The 2,904-nt window shown below is 45.7% G+C and carries 3 protein-coding genes; all 3 read left to right on the forward strand.

Annotated elements, in window-relative coordinates; all coding sequences use genetic code 11:
• Positions 1–245: 245 nt before the first annotated feature.
• The 3 genes from NDI52_RS34805 to NDI52_RS34815 all read left to right on the forward strand — a co-directional run bounded on the left by NDI52_RS34805 (position 246) and on the right by NDI52_RS34815 (position 2,767).
• Positions 246–1,343, forward strand: coding sequence for a glycosyltransferase (locus NDI52_RS34805; protein ID WP_190769797.1), 1,098 nt, complete (start codon positions 246–248; stop codon positions 1,341–1,343).
• A 413-nt stretch (positions 1,344–1,756) separates the two neighbouring features.
• A complete protein-coding gene (locus NDI52_RS34810; RefSeq protein WP_190769798.1) occupies positions 1,757–1,960 on the forward strand; it encodes a hypothetical protein in 204 nt (67 codons plus the stop codon).
• A gap of 285 nt (positions 1,961–2,245) precedes the next feature.
• Positions 2,246–2,767: a hypothetical protein gene (locus tag NDI52_RS34815; protein ID WP_206758156.1), complete on the forward strand. Its 522-nt coding sequence runs from the start codon at positions 2,246–2,248 to the stop codon at positions 2,765–2,767.
• The last annotated feature ends 137 nt before the right edge of the window (positions 2,768–2,904 follow it).

Here is a 2,904-nt window from a genome sequence, read left to right on the forward strand (position 1 = left end):
TGGAGGGATTTGAAGTCTTGATTGCCCAGATGCAGCAGTTTTACTGTCCCATCGTGCATGACCTCTTGCTACGCCGTATCCTACTAAACTCTGCCTAGAGTGATGAAAGAGGGTTAAGCAAAATTGGTACAACCATTACCATTATCTTTTTTAGATAAACATAGTAGAACCTTCACATCTGCTTTAAGCCTTTTTAATCAAAACTCCTTTAAGCTCTGCGTATGCTTTGTAAAGTTTCTTCTAATATGCAACGTATTCTGTTCATTGGTTATACAGGGGATAAAATTGTTACCGCGCAGCAAAGCCCCTTTCTATATCACAGCCGAGAATTAAGGCAACTGAGATTTGAGGTTGCAATCAAAAACACCACGACGTTTGCCGAAGGCATTAACCTATGTTTAGGCGATCATGCAGATAGTTACTTCTTAATGCCAAGTTGGCGAGAAAAGCCCGATGAAGTAGAGGCCTTACTGAATAAATTGCGCAAACAAAAAAAGCAGGCAAAAATATTCTTTGTTGACCCATTTGCTCAGTCAACTAGCTGCTTTTTGAACGTGCTGCCCTATGTTGATGGGTTTATGAAGCGTCAGAGGTATCGCGACCGCTCCCTTTATACCCAAAATATGCCCGGTGGCTCCCTCTTCACACAATATCTGGTGGAGCAGCAGAATTACGATCTCGGAGACTGGTATGTAGGTTCAATTGCCCAGAAGGGCTATGAATCCAATATCACAACTGGATGGAGTTTAGGAACATCCCGATCCTTCAAAGACATTCTGCAACGCCCCAAGTGGCTCTCTCGTCTCAAACAAAAAAAAATTGATATTTTCTGTCGCATGTCGCTTGGTAAGCTAACCGATAGCTGGTACTACAAATACCGACAGTCAGCATTAGATGTGCTGACCTCCCTCAACTCCCACTGCCGAATTGTTATGAATGAAGGTTCGGATAGGGATGTGCAGGTACCCCAACAGCAATACTTCCGAGAACTTCAGCAAAGCCGAATTGTCTTTAGCCCTTTTGGATGGGGTGAGAGTTGCTGGCGTGATTTCGAAGCTGTTTGCTACAGTTGCCTACTCCTGAAACCTTCCATGGAGCATCTCGACGTCGAGCCCAACCTATTCATCCCTGGAGAAACCTACGTCCCCCTCGCTTGGGATTTCTCTGACTTCGAAAGTAAGTGTCAGTATTATCTAGAGAACCCAGAAGCCGCCGATGCAATCATCCGCAATGCTCGCCAAGCTTATTTGAATTACTTCAAAACCAATAGGTTTGTGACACAACTCGGCCACCTCATGCAATGTCCCTCTAAACGCACTGATCAAGAAAAAGTCGGTATTTGACAACTCTAGGGCAATTTCTCACCCTCATCTGTACACTATTGCTATCGTCTGGGTGGTGTAGGTGGGGTACTGCGCATCTCACCTACACCATCTAGACGGAGCTAGGGAACGGCCCATTCATTTCCCTTCGGTGGTGGCTTATCCACCCCCAACGCCTCGCACAGATTCAAAAGGACCCCCTGGTAATTGGCTCGTTCGTTACCCTGGGAGCCTTTCCACTTTCTTATAAACCAATCAACGCGTTGTAGAGCTTTATCAGAAAACACCGATGCATACCTCTCGGATTCTCTGTTGGGGGAGACTTCCCTATGATTCCCACCTTTTAGCGAAGCCAGCACAAATCCCCGCACTTCCACTGATTTGCCCATAACAGAGAGAAAGCTATTCGTCGCATTGAGAAAGACAACTCAGCCATGACCACCAAACATGATGAATCGAATCTCCCAATGGATGAAGCACATCGGGCAAATGTTGAAAAGCTTGTTAGGAAACCAACTGGTCCGGAGGTGAAAGAGTTGTGGATGATTACTGGTGCCGATAAACTAAATCTCCAGCAGATTCAGCGCACCTTTGAAACAGAAGGTGACGCAAAAGGGGGTGGCCTTTTGTCTAGATAGGGGTTGATGGGACTGTAGGATCGGTCGCATCTTTTACTGATATACCAAGGGTATGGTTAAGCAGACTACTGAAGCATATTTGAGAGGGATTGAAGAGAAGCATGATCAGAGGAGTTAGCCTATTTTGACTTTGACTCCTGTGTTCAAAAGTCATGCTGTTTTTAAGCAATCACTATTTTACCAAACAATAATCAAGGGTTAATTTAACCATAAACGAGGAGCCCTGAGGATTGCTCTATACTCCAGTCGGAATATAGGTTCCGATGTATAGGTTTCCCTGGCGCTATGAAACGTTTCTTGCTCAAATCGCTCTATTTTACTTCTGTTACTTTTTCATCGCTTTTGCTACTGAATAGCCGAACATCCTTAGCCCGCAGTCACAACTTTGTGTTGCTTAATCGTTATGTAGTGGGTGGTTCGGTTGCGGAAATTATAGCCGCTAGTCCCGATGGCAATACCTTAGTGTTCACCAATGCCGGAGATTCTCAAATTGGGCTTGTGGATATTTCTAATCCTAAAAGTCCAGCAGCAGTAGGAACTTTAGATATGCCGGGTGAGCCAACTTCAGTAACGGTGACCCCTAATGGGCAATACGCGATCGCTGCAGTTCTCGATGATATCGATGAGGACGCTGGAGAAACCCTTGCCGATCAGCAGCCGGGAGTCCTTGTCTTTATCGACTTGGAGAAACGAGAAATTGCGGCTCAGGTATCCCTACTGGGGATTGGTCCGGACAGTATTGATATCTCGCCCGATGGTAGCAAACTGGCAATCGCCATTGAAGACGAAGAGGATACCGATAACTAAACAACTGAGGTAAGCCACTGGTTTGACCAGTGTGACTCGAAGAGTTTTGAGCGTTGCGGCAGTAAAGTAACTCCTACGGTGGCTTGATGAGCCAACTCCGTAGGAGGAAACAACAATGACCCAATCGTATCAAAGCC

The sequence above is a fragment of the Leptolyngbya sp. PL-A3 genome, assembly GCF_039962325.1.
Lineage (GTDB): Bacteria > Cyanobacteriota > Cyanobacteriia > Elainellales > Elainellaceae > Vacuolonema.

What these genes read in the sequence shown, in the direction of transcription:
- NDI52_RS34805 (WP_190769797.1), top strand. Translation starts at nt 246, where the DNA reads ATGCAACGTATTCTGTTCATTGGTTATACAGGGGATAAAATTGTTACC.
- NDI52_RS34815 (WP_206758156.1), top strand. Translation starts at nt 2,246, where the DNA reads ATGAAACGTTTCTTGCTCAAATCGCTCTATTTTACTTCTGTTACTTTT.
- NDI52_RS34810 (WP_190769798.1), top strand. Translation starts at nt 1,757, where the DNA reads ATGACCACCAAACATGATGAATCGAATCTCCCAATGGATGAAGCACAT.